This is a genomic window from Vibrio sp. Evd11 (genome assembly GCF_900382755.1).
Taxonomy (GTDB): domain Bacteria; phylum Pseudomonadota; class Gammaproteobacteria; order Enterobacterales; family Vibrionaceae; genus Vibrio; species Vibrio lentus.
Genome location: NZ_OSDX01000002.1, coordinates 147,222 through 165,119, shown reverse-complemented (window position 1 = coordinate 165,119; position 17,898 = coordinate 147,222). Strand labels below are relative to the sequence as shown.

At 44.9% G+C, this 17,898-nt stretch carries 14 protein-coding genes; 9 read left to right on the top strand and 5 right to left on the bottom strand.

The window, feature by feature from the left end:
• Window positions 1-121: 121 nt before the first annotated feature.
• From ED652_RS01510 to ED652_RS01500, 3 genes are all read right to left on the bottom strand, one after another.
• Complete coding sequence (locus ED652_RS01510; protein WP_122053266.1) at window positions 122-733, bottom strand: TIGR04211 family SH3 domain-containing protein; 612 nt, start codon at window positions 731-733, stop codon at window positions 122-124.
• A gap of 205 nt (window positions 734-938) precedes the next feature.
• On the bottom strand, window positions 939-2,201 hold the full coding sequence (locus ED652_RS01505) for an inorganic phosphate transporter (protein WP_017084749.1): 1,263 nt from the start codon (window positions 2,199-2,201) through the stop codon (window positions 939-941).
• A gap of 128 nt (window positions 2,202-2,329) precedes the next feature.
• Window positions 2,330-3,010, bottom strand: a complete 681-nt coding sequence (locus ED652_RS01500; protein ID WP_029224734.1) for a TIGR00153 family protein — start codon at window positions 3,008-3,010, stop codon at window positions 2,330-2,332.
• Between the two features lie 207 nt (window positions 3,011-3,217).
• Here ED652_RS01500 and ED652_RS01495 point away from each other — a divergent pair, with 207 nt between their 5' ends.
• Window positions 3,218-4,735, top strand: a complete 1,518-nt coding sequence (locus tag ED652_RS01495; RefSeq protein ID WP_017106844.1) for an inorganic triphosphatase — start codon at window positions 3,218-3,220, stop codon at window positions 4,733-4,735.
• 51 nt (window positions 4,736-4,786) lie between these two features.
• Here ED652_RS01495 and ED652_RS01490 read toward each other — a convergent pair whose 3' ends face one another.
• Window positions 4,787-5,536, bottom strand: a complete 750-nt coding sequence (locus ED652_RS01490) for a potassium channel family protein (protein ID WP_122053265.1) — start codon at window positions 5,534-5,536, stop codon at window positions 4,787-4,789.
• A 97-nt stretch (window positions 5,537-5,633) separates the two neighbouring features.
• Between ED652_RS01490 and ED652_RS01485 the strand changes: the two genes are divergently transcribed.
• The 3 genes from ED652_RS01485 (at window position 5,634) to hldE (ending at window position 11,502) form a co-directional block, all read left to right on the top strand.
• Complete coding sequence (locus ED652_RS01485; RefSeq protein WP_102327053.1) at window positions 5,634-6,890, top strand: methyl-accepting chemotaxis protein; 1,257 nt, start codon at window positions 5,634-5,636, stop codon at window positions 6,888-6,890.
• Window positions 6,891-7,099: 209 nt separating this feature from the next.
• The gene (glnE, locus tag ED652_RS01480; RefSeq protein ID WP_122053264.1) at window positions 7,100-9,949 is read left to right on the top strand and encodes a bifunctional [glutamate--ammonia ligase]-adenylyl-L-tyrosine phosphorylase/[glutamate--ammonia-ligase] adenylyltransferase; all 2,850 of its coding nucleotides are present in this window, start codon (window positions 7,100-7,102) and stop codon (window positions 9,947-9,949) included.
• A gap of 122 nt (window positions 9,950-10,071) precedes the next feature.
• Window positions 10,072-11,502: a bifunctional D-glycero-beta-D-manno-heptose-7-phosphate kinase/D-glycero-beta-D-manno-heptose 1-phosphate adenylyltransferase HldE gene (hldE, locus tag ED652_RS01475; RefSeq protein WP_122053263.1), complete on the top strand. Its 1,431-nt coding sequence runs from the start codon at window positions 10,072-10,074 to the stop codon at window positions 11,500-11,502.
• Window positions 11,503-11,654: 152 nt separating this feature from the next.
• Here the strand turns inward: hldE and tolC are convergent, their stop codons facing one another.
• The gene (gene tolC, locus ED652_RS01470; RefSeq protein WP_102466851.1) at window positions 11,655-12,983 is read right to left on the bottom strand and encodes an outer membrane channel protein TolC; all 1,329 of its coding nucleotides are present in this window, start codon (window positions 12,981-12,983) and stop codon (window positions 11,655-11,657) included.
• A 227-nt stretch (window positions 12,984-13,210) separates the two neighbouring features.
• Between tolC and nudF the strand changes: the two genes are divergently transcribed.
• The 5 genes from nudF to parE all read left to right on the top strand — a co-directional run bounded on the left by nudF (window position 13,211) and on the right by parE (window position 17,897).
• A complete protein-coding gene (gene nudF, locus ED652_RS01465) occupies window positions 13,211-13,840 on the top strand; it encodes an ADP-ribose diphosphatase (RefSeq protein ID WP_076673948.1) in 630 nt (209 codons plus the stop codon).
• Between the two features lie 4 nt (window positions 13,841-13,844).
• Complete coding sequence (locus tag ED652_RS01460) at window positions 13,845-14,285, top strand: DUF1249 family protein (RefSeq protein ID WP_076673946.1); 441 nt, start codon at window positions 13,845-13,847, stop codon at window positions 14,283-14,285.
• Window positions 14,286-14,345: 60 nt separating this feature from the next.
• Complete coding sequence (gene cpdA / locus ED652_RS01455) at window positions 14,346-15,170, top strand: 3',5'-cyclic-AMP phosphodiesterase (RefSeq protein WP_122053262.1); 825 nt, start codon at window positions 14,346-14,348, stop codon at window positions 15,168-15,170.
• Between the two features lies 1 nt (window position 15,171).
• Window positions 15,172-15,777, top strand: coding sequence for an esterase YqiA (yqiA, locus tag ED652_RS01450; protein ID WP_102472837.1), 606 nt, complete (start codon window positions 15,172-15,174; stop codon window positions 15,775-15,777).
• Window positions 15,778-16,016: 239 nt separating this feature from the next.
• A complete protein-coding gene (parE, locus tag ED652_RS01445) occupies window positions 16,017-17,897 on the top strand; it encodes a DNA topoisomerase IV subunit B (RefSeq protein WP_102466727.1) in 1,881 nt (626 codons plus the stop codon).
• Window position 17,898: the final 1 nt, after the last annotated feature.

The window sequence follows — 17,898 nt, the reverse complement described above, 5'->3', positions numbered from 1 at the left end:
TGGATATTTGAACGAGAAACCAAGACAAATAAAAAGGAGCACCTCGGTGCTCCTTTTTGATATTCGATACTGAATTTATTCTGTTTAGCGCAAGGTAGGCTAAGCAGATAAAACGATCAGCTTACGACCAGCCGTTTGGTGACTTTCTGCGACGAGGCATAATGTGTGGCAGGATAAGACCAAGAAGTAGACCAATACCAGCAACACCACCACCGTACATGAAGTACTTAAGCAATAGATCATCTTTTTGTGTGTCTAGTTTAGCGCGTAGCTCACGGTTCTCTGTTTGAGAGCTCGTTAGCTGCTGGCTAATCTCGCTGTAGTTTTGCTCAAGTTCAGCAATTTGCTTGTTACGAGAGTCTAGAGAGCTCGCTAGGCCAGCTTTCTCGCTGTCTGCACTTTGGCGAGCATTTGCAAGCTTGCCTTTTACGTCAGTCAGTTCTTTTTCTAGCTTAGGCATGCGCAGAGCCATGCTTTCTTGAGTGCTTACAAACTTACTTTCTACCCAGCCCTTACGGCCGCGGTTATCTTGAACCTGGGTGTAACCCGTGCTCTTGTTAGTTTGAAGGTAAGTAATCTTTTCACCAGCATCAATACTACCGATGATACGGAATGTGTTGTTTGGGCCAGAATGCATATAAGTAAATAGTTTGTCAGCAATATAACGGTCTTGTGCAAAGGCAGCTGGAGCCGCAAGCATTGCAAGCAAAACTAAGCTAATCAGTTTTTTCACAGTAAATCCCTTAACGATTCAAATTGGGTAGGCGTATGAGTCAGCCTCAATGAGCAAATAATATTTAGTTTCTTTATGCGGTGCAACAAAGAAGGGAGGCAAAGCCTCCCTTTCTGTGCGTTTGAGTCAATAATGACATGGTATTTACATATCGTTACCGAAGCTCACCGTTTTCTGACGCTAATATTTACTAACGTCAAGGCGATTACATTGTAAACATAGCCTGAATTGCGTAGAAGAACACAACTGCAAGTAGTGCACCAGCAGGTAGCGTTACAATCCAAGAAGCAACGATGTTACGCACAACGCCTAGGTTCAGTGCCGCGATACCACGAGCAAAGCCTACACCCAATACCGCACCAACCAATGTTTGTGTGGTTGAGATTGGAAGGCCAGTACCAGAAGCAAGAACAACGGTACACGCAGTTGCAAGCTGAGCTGCGAAACCACGGCTCGGTGTTAGTTCTGTAATACCAGTACCCACAGTCGCCATTACTTTATGACCCATGGTAGCAAGACCAACAACGATACCAATACCACCTAGTGGAAGAATCCACCATGCGATCGTGCTCTTACCTGAGATTTCACCCATGTGTTCAACCGTTGAAACAACAGCAGACAGTGGACCAATCGCGTTAGCTACGTCGTTTGAGCCGTGTGCGAATGCCATTGCACAAGCTGTGATAACCATAAGTACGCTGAAGATACCTTCAACGCCAGCAAAGCCATGGTCTTCTTCGCGATTAGCAAATTTCTTTTGAATGTATAAGTAACCGCCAATCATGACTAGAGCAGAAACACCTGCTGCCCATAACCATGCTTCAGTACCGCTTAGGTGAAGACCAACGTGCTTAAGACCTTTCTTGATCGTTACAAGTGCAATGACCATTGTCGTAATGAACATGTACACAGGCACAAAACGCTTAGCGTTAAACAACGGATTTTCTGTATCGAATATCAGTCGTTGGGCACTTACAAAAATGAGATAGGCGAAGATGCCGGAAATCAACGGTGTGACAATCCAACTACCCACAATACCTTGAACGCTGTTCCAGTCTACTGCTTCTGTACCTACAGACACACAAGCAAAACCGATGATTGCACCGATGATTGAGTGAGTCGTTGATACTGGCCAGCCCATGTATGATGCTAGAAGCAACCATGTACCAGCAGCTAGTAGTGCAGACATCATGCCGTACACAAGTACGTCAGGTTGATGAGCGAATAGAGACGTTTCGATAACACCTTTACGGATCGTGTCTGTTACTTCGCCGCCCGCAAGATAAGCACCTGCGAATTCAAAGATCATTGCGATAATGATCGCTTGTTTAACGGTTAGAGCTTTAGAGCCTACTGAAGTGCCCATTGCATTCGCAACGTCATTTGCACCAATACCAATAGCCATCAAGAAACCGAAAGCTGCTGCAACAATAATCAGGACAGTGCCGTAGTTAGCAAGGATATCCATCGTAATACCTAGTTGTTTGATAACAAGCGGAACAAATTTAGACGCAAAAAACCGCTCAGCGAGAGGAATACTCAGCGCATAAGTGGTTTGGTTGAAAAATGCTCTTCGTTATATAGTTAGCGTATGATTTAAGATCGAGAAAGCATTACTTCAAGACGAGCGCCTACACGCTGTGCTTGATCTGCAATACCACCAACCCATTCAAGAATTTTGTATAAGAACATGATGTCAACTGGATTCATATCGTCTTCAATCGCCATTAATTGTTGGCGTAATTCGATCTGCATCGCGTCCGTGTCATCTTCAATTACATCTAATTGATGAATCATTTCAGCAACGAGTGTTACTTCACGGCCTTTAAAGCCCGTTTCAAGCAATTCGTCTAATTCATTGATTACGTTTTGTGCTTGGTTCGCTGCATCTAGACAACGTTTAACGTAAGCGATGAAGTTCTGTTGCATTGGAGCAGGAATGACAAGTTGACGACCATATACACGGCCAGCAATGTCTTTCGCTAGGTTTGCTAGTTTGTCTTGTTGAGTTAAAAGCTCCAACATGTCGGTGCGATCAACTGGCATAAACAAACCGCGAGGAAGTTTAAGGCGAATTTCACGTTTTAGTACGTCAGCTTCTTTCTCAAGGTGAGAAATCTGAGCTCGAATTTCAGAAGCTTTCTCCCAGTCACCCTTTGAAGAAACTTCAAAGAAATTAACTAGGTGAGAACAACATTCGTTCACGCATACTACGTGACGCTGCAAAGGTTTAATTGGGGACTTTGCAAATAACCCCATAATTGTATTTACTGGCATGGTCATCCAACCTAATAAATAATAACCTTAAAACAACATACACCATATTCATGGTGAAATGTTAAGCGATGGCTACAAAGTCGCGCATGTTAACCTAATCAATGTCTCATTAAAACTGTTTTAGATCATCATAAGGGCGATATTTCTGACTTGCTGACTTTTCAAATTGGCAATATCCTGTCCCTATCTTCACAGAAAGGTATAACTATGGAAACCGAGATAGAACTGAAGTTTTTTGTTTCTCCTGATTTTTCAGAGACTTTACGCAATAAAATTGCTGAAACTAAAGTACTTCAGCATAGTTGTCGCGAGCTAGGTAACATCTACTTTGACACCCCTGACAACTGGCTACGCAAGCACGATACAGGCTTGCGCATTCGACGTTTTGATGACGTGTTTGTACAAACCGTTAAGACCGCAGGTCGTGTGGTTGCTGGCCTGCATCAAAGACCAGAATACAACGCAGAACACGACAGCAACGAGCCTAAGTTATCCTTACATCCTGAGGATATTTGGCCAGCAGGTAAGGATATTGAAACCTTACAAGCAGAGCTGACGCCTTTGTTCTCTACCAACTTTACTCGTGAGCAATGGCTTGTGGGTATGCCTGATGGCAGCCAAGTTGAAGTGGCATTTGACCAAGGTTTTGTTGAGTCTGGTGGCTTACAAGAACCCATTTGCGAAGTTGAATTAGAACTTAAATCAGGTCAAACCGATGCTCTGTTTACATTGTCTCGTCAATTCTGCGAGCAAGGCGGCATGCGTTTAGGCAATCTTAGCAAAGCGGCTAAGGGTTATCGTCTTGCTCAAGGTTATCAAGGAGATGAAGTCACTCCTTTGACATTAGTTGATACTGACAAAAGTGATACCGTTGAATCGTGTTTCATTCAATCTTTAGAGCATGCTCTCGCTCATTGGCACTATCATGAGCAGATCTTCACCGAGCGCCAATCAATTGAAGCGCTGCATGAGATCAGTCACTCGCTGAGTTTTATCCGTCAAACCTTCACTATTTATGGTGGCATCGTGCCAAGGCGCGCGAGTGCTATTTTACGTCAAGAGTTGAAGTGGCTTGAGCAAGAGCTCGACTGGCTGAAAAGCTATGATCACTTTGAAGATTTGCTCGAAGACAAAGGCCACGTGCTGCGTAAGCTCGATGCGCGTAAGTTCTTAGTCGCTGAACTCAAAGAGATGCAAGAGCAACTTCCAGATCGCGAAGAATTGCTGACTTTGCTTAGCTCTGCTCGTTATACCGGCTTATTGTTAGATCTAAGCCGTTGGATCTTGTCTCGTGGCTGGCAACCTTTCTTAGATGAGAAAGCGCGTGAGCAAATGGGGCGTGGTATCGAATGGTTTTCGGTGCAGCAACTCGATCGCACATGGGCAGACTTGATGGAAGCTTTCCCGCCAGAGCGAGTGATGACCAGCCAAGCGTATATTGAACAGCAATACCGTTTGATGCGTAATCTGTATTCTGGCGTTGGTTTCGCGAGTTTATATGATGACGTTGAGCGAAACAGCTTCCGCTTGCCATGGGCCGATATGGTGCAAGGCATTGATGACTTGCTGGCACTTAAAACATTAGAGCCGTTAACTGAGAAGTTAGAAGGTGATGAGAAGGTTCAGCTAGAGCGTTGGTTGGCTCGTCAAGAGGTGTCTATCCTGCATGCGATGGAGCAGACTCGCCAAATCAGTGTCGAAGTTGAGCCATACTGGCAAGATTAAGCTCACTGCCTGTATCAATATAAGTATGAATTTCTAAATAGGGCCTCGGCCCTATTTTTTTGTTTGTTGCTCAAGCTTCTCTAGTCGTTCGAGGATTTTTTGTTGTTGCTCTATGATCTTTTCAAGATGCTTCTCTTTGTTTTCAGCCCGTTGATTCTCATGATGAGTGGGAGAGGTGATTAAAGAGGTAATCAAGCCTGAAATCATACCGAATACACCCACGCCGCAAATAATAACCCAAGACGCCACCAATTTCCCTGAACTTGTCACTGGGTAGTGGTCGCCATAGCCCACAGTACTGATGGTAACGAAAGCCCACCATAAAGCATCTTGGCCAGTGGTAATGTTGGCATTAGGATCTTTGTGCTCTAACAGAAGTATTGTTCCTGCACCTATGGTTAAGAGAATGACCAGAAGCAGAATGATCGAAGCGAGAGTGGTCTCTTTTCGATTGCGAAATAGCTCTCTGAAAACGCGTTTACCCGAGCGCAAAACCAGAATCACACGCAAGATCTGAAAAATGCGAGCGAAACGGAGCGGCTCGACCATCGGGATGCTTGCTAAGAAATCGATCCAGTGTACTTTTAGGTATTCTTTCTTGTTTTGTGATCTGAGTAGATCAATCGTGAGCTGAAAAAGAAAAACACTACAGATTATAAAATCGAGGCCGATAAGGACTTGTTTCGATTCTTTATCAATCGGTGCAAACAATAAGCCTGAGATCACAAATAGCGCTAAGAAAGAGAGAATCAGTGATAATAAGCTCATCGGCTTGGTTGTGTCTTTGATACTATTTAACATTCATACGAGGCTCAAAATAAATCGCGAACTTTGACTGACATAGCCATCTCGCGGATATAGAAGCCATCAATATATAAGAGTTAATGGAGAACTGACAATGACTAAACTGTCATTCAAGCCGTGGGAAAGGGTAATCTCTGACGTTCGTCTCGTTCCAAAAATGGTCATGTTGATGATATTCAGCACGATTCTGATCATTTCGAAGCAACTATGGGACGCGAGCACGTTTTACGATTCATTACTTGCAGTAACGAACAATGCTCAAGTTGCACAGCAGCATTACGAGACTTACCTAGTTCAAGTGGCTTGGCAAACAGCCTTGATGATCATTGTGTTTGTGGTTCTTCTATTAGCCGCGGCGCGCGTTATGTTGCGCCAAACTCAATACCTAAATGATGCAATCAAAACCATGGCAGACAAGAACCTGTCAGTGCCAATTCATATGGATTGTAAAGATGAATACGGCGACGTGGCACGAGAACTCGAAAAAACTCGAGTCCAGCTGCATGACATGGTTAAAGCTCAGATTGCCTCTTCAGATGAGCTGTTTGCTCTGACGGAAGTGATGACAATCAGCATGTCAGAAACCAAAGATTCGGCTCAAGAAGAGTTCAACGAAATCGACCAACTAGCGACAGCAATGAGCGAGATGACGTCTACCGTGCAAACCGTGGCTGAACACGCGCAAAGTGCGTCTTCATTGACAGAGCAAGCATCAGGCCAAGCATTGACCGGTCAGAAGTTTGTTCAAGGATCTGTTTCTAAGATGAGCGAGTTGTCTTCCGACATCGCAGCTTCTGCAGCAGCGGTAAACCAAGTCGAAGAGCGCGTTGATTCAATCGGCAGCGTTGTTGGTACTATCCAAGGCATTTCAGAGCAAACAAACCTATTAGCACTAAACGCAGCGATTGAAGCGGCGCGTGCGGGGGAAGCGGGTCGTGGTTTTGCCGTGGTGGCTGATGAGGTTCGTAACCTTGCACAGCGTACTCAACAAGCGACAGTCGAGATTCAAGACATGATCAGTCACCTACAAAGCAGCGCTAACTCTGCGGTAGAGCTGATGGAAAAGAGTGTTGTTGAAGCGGCTGAAGGTGTCGATCTAGTGACGAATGCCGGTTCTGAGCTTGACGGTATCGTTAGCCAAGTAAACCAAATTAATGACATGAACTTCCAAATCGCAACAGCTGCAGGTCAACAGAGCAGTGTGGCTGAAGAGATGAGCGTCAACCTAACCAATGTTCGTGAGCTTGTCGAAGCGTCTGTCGTGGTGGTTGGTGAGCTTCTTGAGACTTCTCAGCTTATGGAAAGCAACGCGCAAGAGCTCGACGGTAAGATTAAGCAGTTTAAGGTTTAATCCTTGGCCTTTGTCTTATTCCCAAAGACTTATTCATAGAGACATCGGCCTAACTCAATAAGTTGACAGATAAAACGCCCACATTTCTAATGTGGGCGTTTTTTATTGGCGTAACTTTGGTATAACTGATCCTTAGTTTTAAAACTCACTATTGAAGACTAGAACCGATAACCCGAACGTTCGTCGCATAGCTTACACAAGGAAGAAACATGCCATTGCCTCCTCAGCTCGTCACTCATTCGCAGTCTGCTTTTGAGCATTTACTAGAACATCAGAGTGAAGCTATTAATACGTGGCCTGAGCCACTTGTTGACGATCTTAAGTACGTATTAGGTCTGAGTGGCTTCATTGGTGAATGCCTGCAACGTGATTCGGTTTTATCGAGTTCTTTACCTGACATGCTTAAGTGCGATGAACGTGCTCAAGGTTATCGTGAGCGATTAGCCGAGTTACTTTCTGATTGTACTGATGAAATGAGTGGCCAACGAGTGCTGCGCCAATTCCGCAACCGAGAAATGACCTACATTGCTTGGCGCGACTTTATGGGTTCTTGGCAACTTGAGCAGAGCTTAAGCCATTTATCGATGTTGGCTGAGGCGATGATCTTCGAGACCTACCAATGGCAATACGACATTTGCTGTAAAGAGTGGGGCACTCCTTGCAATGAACAAGGTGAAGCGCAGCCTATGTTGATCATTGGTATGGGGAAATTGGGTGGCGGAGAACTTAATTTTTCTTCGGATATCGACCTAATTTTCACTTACCCTGAAAATGGTGAAACACAAGGTGCGCGACGAAGTATCGCCAACGCTCAGTTTTTCACTCGCCTAGGGCAGCGCATTATCAAGGCGCTCGATCAACAAACGTTTGATGGGTTCTGTTATCGCGTCGACATGCGTTTGCGTCCATTCGGAGAGAGCGGCCCATTGGTGATGAGTTATGCTGCGCTGGAAGATTACTACCAAGAGCAAGGCCGTGACTGGGAACGCTACGCGATGGTTAAGGCGCGAGTCATGGGCTGTGAAATGTATCCACAGTACCAAGAACTTCGCCAGATGCTACGTCCATTTGTGTTCCGTCGTTACATCGACTTCAGTGCTATTCAATCGTTAAGACGCATGAAGTCGATGATTGGCAGCGAGGTTCGTCGTCGTGGCTTATCGAACAACATCAAGCTTGGCTCTGGTGGTATCCGTGAAGTGGAGTTTATTGCTCAAGTCTTCCAATTGATTCGTGGGGGACGTGAACCGAGCCTTCGCGGGCGAGGTCTACTTGAAACGCTAAGTGCGATTGACGATCTGAATTTGCTTGAGAGTGAAGAGGTAGGCCACTTGCGTGATGCCTATCTGTTTCTGCGCCGCCTTGAGAACCTGTTGCAAGCGATGGGTGACAAGCAGACTCAAACCTTACCTGACAACGAGCAAGAGCAGCTACAGCTCGCGATAGCAATGCAATTTGCCGATTGGGGTGGTTTGATTGACGCGACCCGTGCGCATATGGCGAACGTGCACACGGTATTTGAAGATTTGATTGGGGTTGATGAAGAAGACGCAAACCCAATTGCGAGTCACTTTAGTGAGTTGTGGGATATGGCCCATAAGCCGGATGTGATTGAGCAAGTGCTAGAACACGATATTGCAATCGCTAGCCCTGCAGAAGCAGCAAAAACGATTATCCAGTTTAAAGCTGACTTGGCTAAAAAGACGCTTGGCCCACGCGGACGTGAAGTGCTCAATCGTTTAATGCCTAAAGTATTCCAAGCATTGTATACCGCGAAGGATGCCGAGTTTGGTTTATCTAGAGTATTGCATCTGCTACAAAAAATAGTGACTCGAACTACCTATCTAGAGCTGCTTGATGAACACCCTGCTGCTCTGACTCAGTTAGTTCGCCTATGTACTGCCAGCCCGATGATTTCTGAGCAGCTTGGTCGTTATCCTATTCTTTTAGATGAACTTATCGACCCTCAACAACTCTATAATCCTGTGCCATTAGAGTCCTACAAAACAGAGTTGCGTGATTATCTTGCTCGTATTCCTGAAGACGATATGGAGCAGCAGATGGAAGGTCTGCGTCAGTTTAAGCAGACTTGTATCCTGAGAATTGCTGCCGCGGATATTGCGGGCGCATTACCTGTTATGAAGGTCAGTGATCACCTTACCTATTTAGCGGAAGCGATTGTTGAGGCGGGTATTAATCAAGCATGGCTGCAAGTGTCGGCTAAGTTCGGTGAGCCCACTCATGTGAAAGATCGAGAAGGGCGCGGTTTTGCGGTGGTTGGTTATGGCAAAGTTGGTGGTTGGGAGCTGGGTTACAACTCCGATCTTGATATTGTATTCATGCACGATTGTCCGGTACACATCTATACTGATGGTAAGAAAGAGATTGATGGACGCCAGTTTTATCTAAGATTGGCACAGCGTATTATTCATATTTTCTCGACCAGAACCGCTTCCGGAATTTTATATGAGGTCGATACTCGCCTACGGCCTTCAGGCGCATCTGGCTTACTTGTGAGCCCAACCGATGCGTTTGATGAGTATCAGCACAATGACGCATGGACGTGGGAGCACCAAGCCTTGACTCGCGCTCGTATGATTTATGGCGACGAACTACTGGCGTCTGCGTTTAATAAAACACGTCATGAAGTGTTGTGCTTATCGCGTGATGAAGCGACGCTTAAAAAGTCCGTTGTCGATATGCGTGAAAAAATGCGCGGTCATTTAGGCGGTAAAAAAGCCGATCGATTCATGCTGAAACAAGATGCGGGTGGTATTACTGATATTGAGTTCTTGGCTCAATATCTAGTGCTGAGATACAGCAACGAGAAACCTAAGCTTACCCGTTGGTGCGACAATGTCCGAATCTTTGAAAGCTTGTTGTCGCAAGGTATTATGGACGAACAGCAAGGTATGGCATTAACCAACGTCTATACAACGCTAAGAGATGAAATTCATCACCGTAATCTACTCAACCTTGATGCGGATGTGGCGATTGAGAAGTTTGAGATGGAAAGAGAACATGTTGTTCAAGCATGGAAGCAGTGGATGGAAGTTTAACCTTAGTTATCGCTTGTATGATACAGCCTATATTTCAGTAAGCGTTTGCTAGTTTTTATATGGTTTAGCCACTGTAATCAGTGTGCTAGACTCTAGCCAGATTCGATTTTTGGAGATCCATAATGAAACCAATTCTACCTGACTACAGCCAATCAGGCGTTCTTGTTGTCGGTGACGTAATGCTTGACCGTTACTGGTATGGCCCAACTGGCCGTATTTCACCAGAAGCACCTGTACCCGTTGTGAAAGTAGAAAATAACGAAGAGCGTCCTGGTGGTGCTGCCAACGTAGCAATGAATATTGCTTCTCTTGGTGGCCATGCTCATATCGTTGGTTTGACTGGAAAAGATGAGCCTGCTGAGGTGTTAAAAAACACCCTAGGTGCACTAAAAGTTAAATGTGATTTCGTTGAGTTAGAAGACTATCCAACTATTACTAAATTGCGAGTGATGAGCCGAGGACAACAGCTAATCCGCCTTGATTTTGAAGACAAATTTGAGAACACGGATCCCGACCTTGTTTTGTCTCGCATGGAACAAGCGCTTCCTAATGTACGTTCGGTAATCCTATCTGATTACGCAAAAGGTGCCTTGGAGCATGTGCAAAGTTTTATTCAAAAAGCACGTGCGGCAAAGGTTCCGGTATTCATTGACCCGAAAGGCGCAGACTTTGAACGTTACCGTGGTGCGACTTTGCTTACGCCAAATATGGCTGAGTTCGAGCTGGTTGCGGGTAAGGTTAAATCTGAAGAAGAAATGATAGAGAAAGGACTCGCACTGATCGAAGAGTTTGATTTCGAAGCTTTGTTAGTGACTCGCAGTGAGCATGGGATGACATTACTTCGCAAAGGTTTGGAACCATTCCATTTGCCGACTCAAGCGAAAGAAGTGTATGACGTGACGGGTGCTGGCGATACGGTTATTTCTGTACTGGCGGCTTCCGTTGCTGCTGGTAAGCCACTGGATGAGGCGTGTGCACTGGCGAACGCTGCTGCAGGTGTGGTAGTGGGTAAGCTTGGTACATCTACACTGTCTACTATTGAGTTAGCGGAAGCGATTCATGGTAGCCAAGACACCGACTATGGCGTGATCTCTGAAGCAGCACTGGTTGAAGCAGTGAAACGTGCTCGTGCGAAAGGCGAGAAAGTGGTTATGACTAATGGCTGCTTTGATATTCTGCATGCCGGCCATGTTTCTTACATGAACCACGCAGCTGAGCTGGGTGATCGTTTGATCGTTGCCGTTAATACGGATGAATCAGTAAAACGCTTGAAAGGCCCTGGTCGCCCTGTGAACCCAACCGATCGTCGTATGGCGGTATTGGCTGGCTTAGGCGCGGTTGATTGGGTGGTTCCGTTTTCTGAAGATACACCTCAACGTTTGATCTCTGAGGTTCTACCAAGCATTCTAGTGAAGGGTGGTGATTACAAACCTGAAGAGATTGCCGGTGGCGCGGAAGTGATTGCGGCTGGTGGTGAAGTGAAAGTACTTAATTTTGAAGATGGTTGCTCTACGACTGAAATCATTAAAGCGATTAAAGGTGGTCGAGGCTAGTGTCTAGTCTTTTGGGGTTAAGCTTTTAGTTAGACAGTAAATCTCACTTTCAATCGACAATAAAAATGCCGCTCAATGAGCGGCATTTTTGTATCTGTAATTTGATCGTTTTATTAAAGACTCAAGTTAGAGCCTTTAACTAGGATCTGAAATTACTTACTTGCTACTTTTAGACCTGCGTTTACATCAACAATGTCTTGTTCGCTTAGTGTACCAACCGCTTGACGAAGCTGAAGAACACTTAGGATGTAGTTGTAACGAGCATCTGAAAGGTTTTTGTTCGCATCGTATAGACGACGAGTCGAATCTAGTACATCAACGATAGTACGAGTACCTACATCAAAACCTGCTTCTGTTGCTTCTAGAGCAGACTGAGCAGAAACAACAGATTGTTCGTAAGCACGTAGAGCACCAATCGAAGCACTGATGTTGTTGTTGAATGCACGAACGTCTTTTACAACGCTACGGTAAGTTGCTTCTAGATCTTCACTTGCTGCAACGTAGTTGTATTCAGCCTGTTTAGTCAAAGAAGTTGTGCTACCACCCGTGTATAGAGGTACATTTAAGTTAACGCCAACATTGAAGTTGTTTGTCGTGCCGTCAGAAGTGTCACTTGAACCAATATCAGTGTAGTCATATCCACCATCAAGAGTTAGAGATGGTAGATGACCTGAACTCTGTAGGGAGATGTTGTCTTTAGCTATATCTTGCGAGATACGCGCAGCAAGTAGACTTAGGTTCTTTTGCTCTGCTTGTTCAACAAGTGCAATAGCAGACTCAGAAGATTTGCTAGCTGAGAAACGATCAGTATCTAGGATGCTTAGGTTAGAGTGTTCCTGACCTGTAATCTCACGCAGACCTTCGTAGTTATTAATCAGAGTATTCTCTGCTAAAACTTCGTCAGCTAAAACACCATCGTACTGAGCTTGCGCATCATGTACATCGGTGATTGCTGAAAGACCTACTTCAAAGCGTTGTTTCGTTTGCTCTAGTTGACGAGCAACCGCGGCTTTTTCTGCACGAACAAATTCTAGGTTGTCTTGAGCGCGAAGTACTTCAAAGTACGCTGTCGCAACACGAAGAATTAGAGCTTGCTGCTCTGCCGCATACGCTGAATCCGATTGACGAGCACTTTTCTCGGCGGTATCTAGCGTGATCCAAGAAGAACGTTGGTACAGTTCTTGAGAAAAGCTAATACCAGCAGTTAGAGCATTTTGGTCATTATCTCTAGTAGGTGCTGAATCTAAGTCTGTCTCACCTCGAGTAAGGTTGTATCCAGCTGTCAAATTGATTTGCGGTAACAAAGAGCTACGGCTTGACGTTACTGCTTCAAAAGCGGCATCGCGCTGCGCTGCTGAACGAAGAAGTTGTGGATCGTTCTGTTTTGCTTGGTCGTAAACTTCAGCTAGCGTATCAGCAAAAGCTGACGAACTCAGGCTGCCGATTGCTGCACTGATAAATAGTGGAAGCAGTTTTTTCATTTTCCTATTCCTGCCTTTAATGGAATTTTCTTCAAAAGAGTTTAACCCAGTTTGGTGGTAATTTACTCGAAACTTTGCACTTTTTTACATTTAACTGTCCACTTGTGCAATATTTATTTTTAAAAACTTAACTTTAATTATAAAATTTATATAAAAAGTTGAACCTTATCCTTGGTAGTTAACTCGGACAATGAGTAAACTATAAAGATCACTTAGTGAGGTACCAAATGCAACAGTATGACAATCAACGACATGAGTTTACTCCTCAAGATGTGGAAATAGTCTCAAAAGAGACGCTGTTTCGTGGTTTTTTCAAAATGGTTAAATACACATTTAAACACAAGCTGTTTGAGGGAGGCTGGAGCCAACCAATCGAGCGTGAGATGTTTGAGCGTGGACATGCCGCCGCTTTGCTACCTTATGATCCTGTGCGTGACGAAGTCGTGATCGTCGAGCAGATCCGTGTCGGTGCTTTAGAGCATCAGAATCCATGGCAATACGAAATTGTTGCTGGGATCATTGATACCGATGAATCACCACAAGACGTCGCTCGTCGTGAAGCAATGGAAGAGGCCGGAGTCGAAGTCGGATCTGTATTGCCTATTACTTCGTATTACCCTTCATCTGGTGGTTGCTCAGAAAAGCTCGACGTCTTTGTTGGCTGTGTTGATGCAACGACAGCCAAAGGGGTGCACGGGTTGGATTACGAAGGTGAAGATATTCGTGTGCAAGTGATGAACCGTGAAGCAGCCTATCAATTAGTAAAAGAGGGTGTGTTTGAAAATGGCGCCACGATCATTGCGCTACAGTGGCTACAATTGAACTACCAAGAATTACAGTCAGAGTGGATAGATTAACGTTATGCCAAATATAGCGGTCAAAAAACCGTATCATGTTGATCTTGCTGAATTGATGCGAGTTTACGAGACTAACTATGCCAAACTTAACGCTCTGTTACCGGTTGGGCATGAGGTTGGTGACGTTCGCTGTTATCAAGCCGTTAACATGGTGTATCAATTGACAGTGAATGAGGTCACAAAATACACCACTTTAATAGATATATGTCAGAGTGACGCGATGCCAGTGTTTCCTTTGCCAAAAATGTCTGTCAGGCTATATCACGACGCTCGAGTTGCAGAAGTGTGCGCTAGCGGGGATTTTTCGCGAGTCAAAGCGAAATATGACTACCCCAACACTAAACTTTTGCAAAAGGACGAGAAATTTCAATTGAATAAATTTCTTGGGGAATGGTTAACGTTTTGTTTAAAAACGGGTATCAGCCGAACCCCAATTAACTTTTAATTGAACCTACTTAAACAACACTTTTAAAGTCTAAACAGTAACGTATCTGGATTTGTTATTTTGGAATTATCACACACTTCAAAATTTGATGAGAGCACTATTAAGCTTGTGCAGCTAACGGACACGCATTTATTTGCGCCGAGCAATGGCAGCTTATTAAGCATCAACACTCAAGATAGCTTTCGTGCTGTAGTCGATGGCATTGTTAGTCAGGGCTTTGACTATCAAGCGATTCTAGCAACAGGTGATATCTCTCAAGATCACAGTGCTGAGTCGTACCAGAAATTTGAGTCAGGGATAAAGCCTTTGGAAAAGCCATGTTACTGGCTACCCGGGAACCATGACTTCAAGCCTAATATGGGCAGTGTTTTGCCATCACCACAAATACAGTGTGTTGAGCATGTCTTGCTAGGCGATAACTGGCAGATGGTTATGCTGGACTCGCAAGTGGTGGGCGTACCTCATGGGCGTCTTAGTGATCAACAACTTGATCTACTAGAGCAAAAGCTGACAGAATTCCCTGAGCGTAACACCTTGGTTTTGCTGCACCACCACCCTTTGCTAGTGGGGAGTGCGTGGCTTGATCAACATAACCTGAAAGATGCTGAGCAGTTTTGGGGTGTGGTTCAACAGCACACCAATGTGAAAGCGGTACTTTGTGGTCACGTTCATCAAGACATGAATCGCAATCATCAGGGTGTACAAGTCATGGCAACCCCATCGACTTGTGTTCAATTTAAACCAAACTCGAACGACTTTGCGGTTGATACCTTATCTCCAGGCTGGCGAGAGATTGAATTGCACCAAGATGGCACGGTAACTACTCAGGTTCGTCGCTTGCCTAATGGACAGTTCTCGCCAGACTTTGATGCCGGTGGTTACTAATATGCAGGACTTTGATCAGCAAACCGCTAAGCCATCACTGCTTCTCTATATTCACGGTTTTAACAGTTCATCACGATCCCACAAAGCGATGGTGATGGCTGACTATTGCGCTGAACATCGCGCAGATATTAAGGTGATCACGCCTCAACTGCCGAGTTTCCCTCTGCAAGCTGCACTTCATTTGCAGCAGCTGGTGGAGCAATATAAAGAGCAATACCAGATAGCGTTAGTCGGTAGTTCATTGGGTGGCTATCTTTCTACATGGTTGAATAGTCACTATGGTTTTAAAGCGGTTGTTGTAAACCCAGCCGTGAAGCCGTATGAGCTTCTTGCTGATTATTTAGGTGAGCAAGTAAACCCATACACAGATGAACGATATGTACTGGAAACAAAGCATATCGATGAACTGAAAGCGTTAGAGGTTCCGGTTATCGCTAAGGCGAGTGATTTCTGGTTACTTCAGCAAACGGAAGACGAAGTTCTGGATTACCGACAAGCGGTAGATAAGTACCAAGGTGCAACACAAACAATAGAAGAGGGCGGGGATCATAGCTTTGTGGATTTTGAGCGCTACCCACAACAAATCATCACCTTTCTAAATCTTTAATCTGTTTCACCAGCAGAGTAATTTTCTCTTGTCTGTCTGTTATTTCATCTATCAATGGTGAAATATCATAGTTTGATGTCTTAGTTTTTGAACTAGCTTGACATCATTACTCAGCTTCCAGACTATATTCCCCAATACTTCGCTCGTTCGCTCTACTATGAAGGTTCATAGTGATAATTTTGCTTTAGTGAAACTAGAGCCTGCGAACTGACGCAAACTTTTTGAGTAAACTCCGTATTATGACTGAACAATATAATGCAAAAGACCTCGAGGTACTTGAAGGTCTCGATCCCGTGCGACACCGCCCGGGAATGTACACCGAGACAGAAAGACCTAACCACCTTGCCCAAGAAGTCATTGATAACTCGGTCGATGAAGCACTAGCGGGACACGCTAAGAAAATTAAAGTTGTGCTTCATGCTGATCAATCGTTAGAAGTTACCGATGACGGACGTGGTATGCCGGTTGATATCCATCCTGAAAAAGGGATCTCGGGTGTTGAGCTGATTTTAACTAAGCTCCACTCAGGCGGTAAATTCTCAAACAACAACTATAAGTTTTCAGGTGGTTTGCACGGGGTAGGTATCTCGGTCGTAAACGCACTTTCAAAACGTGTTGAAGTAACAGTTCGTCGTGATGGTCAAGTTCATGAGATAGCCCTTGAGGGCGGTCATGCAGTGACTGAACTGACCGTGACGGGTACTTGTGGTCACCGTAATACCGGTACTACGGTGCATTTCTGGCCCGATCCAAAATACTTCGATAGCTCTAAGTTTTCAGTTTTACGTCTTATCAATAACCTGCGCGCGAAAGCTGTACTTTGCCCGGGTTTAGAAATTACCTTTGTCGATAAAGTTGGCGGTGAAGAACATAAATGGTTCTACGAAGACGGTCTAAAAGACTACCTTGCAGAAGGTGTAAAAGGTTATACCTTACTGCCTGAAGAACCTTATGTTGGCGAATTCGTTGCTGAAACGGAAATGGCGAACTGGGCGATCATTTGGCAGCCAGAAGGCGGTGATATGATCACCGAAAGTTACGTGAACTTAGTACCAACTAAGCAAGGTGGTACACACGTAAACGGTCTTCGACAGGGTCTGCTTGATGCAATGCGTGAGTTCTGTGAGTTCCGTAATCTTCTCCCTCGTGGCGTTAAGTTGACGGGTGATGACATCTTTGACCGTTGTTCTTACGTTCTATCTGTGAAGATGCAAGATCCACAATTTGCAGGGCAAACAAAAGAGCGTTTATCTTCTCGTCAAACTGCTGCGTTTGTTTCTGGTGTAGTGAAGGATGCTTTCAGCTTGTGGCTGAATGAAAAGCCTCAACTAGCAGAATTACTTGCAGAAGCGTGTATTGCTAACGCACATCGTCGTATGCGTGCAAGCAAAAAGGTTGTACGTAAAAAGATTGCTTCTGGTCCAGCACTGCCGGGTAAGCTAACCGACTGTTCAGTTCAAGATTTAAGCCGTACCGAAATCTTCTTCGTGGAAGGGGACTCGGCGGGTGGTTCTGCTAAACAAGCTCGTGACCGTGAGTTCCAAGCGGTTATGCCACTTCGCGGTAAGATCCTAAATACGTGGGAAGTGTCAGCAGACCAAGTATTGGCTTCACAAGAAGTACATGATATCTCGGTTGCTCTGGGTATCGACCCAGATAACGATGATTTGTCAGGCCTGCGTTACGGTAAGATCTGTATCCTTGCCGATGCGGACTCGGATGGTCTTCATATCGCGACACTGCTATGTGCACTATTTACTCGTCATTTCCATGCTTTGGTTGAAGCGGGTCATATCTATGTGGCAATGCCTCCTCTGTATCGTATCGATTGCGGTAAAGAAGTGTTCTACGCACTCGATGACTCAGAGAAAGATGGTGTGCTTGAGCGATTATCGCAGAAGAAAGCCAAAATCAACGTGCAACGATTTAAAGGTCTGGGTGAAATGAACCCACTTCAGTTACGTGAAACTACTATGGATCCAAATACTCGTCGTCTTGTTCAGTTAACTATTGATGACAACGACGCGACCAACGAGATGATGGACATGCTGCTTGGTAAGAAACGTGCAGATGATCGCCGTACATGGCTACAGACTAACGGTGATATGGCCGAGGTATAAT